Annotated in this window: 4 tRNA genes and 1 rRNA gene; all 5 read left to right on the forward strand. The window is 46.1% G+C overall.

Annotated features, from left to right (window positions below):
* Positions 1-77 (forward strand): 16S ribosomal RNA (locus R8O11_RS26455); the annotation flags it as partial.
* Positions 78-166: 89 nt separating this feature from the next.
* A tRNA-Glu gene (locus R8O11_RS26460) sits at positions 167-242 on the forward strand.
* Between the two features lie 2 nt (positions 243-244).
* Positions 245-320, forward strand: a tRNA-Lys gene (locus R8O11_RS26465).
* Between the two features lie 9 nt (positions 321-329).
* A tRNA-Ala gene (locus R8O11_RS26470) sits at positions 330-405 on the forward strand.
* A gap of 38 nt (positions 406-443) precedes the next feature.
* Positions 444-519: transfer RNA gene (locus R8O11_RS26475), tRNA-Val, on the forward strand.
* The last annotated feature ends 312 nt before the right edge of the window (positions 520-831 follow it).

Here is an 831-nt window from a genome sequence, read left to right on the forward strand (position 1 = left end):
CCACTTTGTGGTTCATGACTGGGGTGAAGTCGTAACAAGGTAGCGCTAGGGGAACCTGGCGCTGGATCACCTCCTTAAACGATGATTATTGCGATGAGTGTTCACACAGATTGATATGGTTTATAAAGTTTAAGAGATAGAACATCCCCCAAGATGTTCACTTAGTGTCCCGTTCGTCTAGAGGCCTAGGACACCGCCCTTTCACGGCGGTAACAGGGGTTCGACTCCCCTACGGGATACCATTGGGTCGTTAGCTCAGTTGGTAGAGCAGTTGACTTTTAATCAATTGGTCGCAGGTTCGAATCCTGCACGACCCACCATTTCTCGATGGGGCTATAGCTCAGCTGGGAGAGCGCCTGCCTTGCACGCAGGAGGTCTGCGGTTCGATCCCGCATAGCTCCACCATTCGAGGAACTTCTTCCACTAAGAAGTAAAACTAATGTGGGCGATTAGCTCAGTTGGGAGAGCACCTGCCTTACAAGCAGGGGGTCACTGGTTCGAGCCCGGTATCGCCCACCATCTTTAAACATTCTCTCTTGAGAGTTTTTAAAAATGGTTACTTCATTAGAAGTGATTAGCTCTTTAACAATTTGGAAAGCTGACAAAACAACAATTTATTGTTGTTTGTAAAGTTCTCAATGTTTATCGAAAGATAAACACCAAAAAACACATTCAAGTGTTCTTGGAATTTGAGTCCGGCAAAATCGAGTCTGCATCATGTATAAAAATTGCAGACAACTTTGGTGACTTGTTCATCAACTCGAAACTCCTTCGGGTTGTATGGTTAAGTGACTAAGCGTACACGGTGGATGCCTTGGCAGTCAGAGGCGA

Source organism: Vibrio sp. 1288, assembly GCF_033344475.1.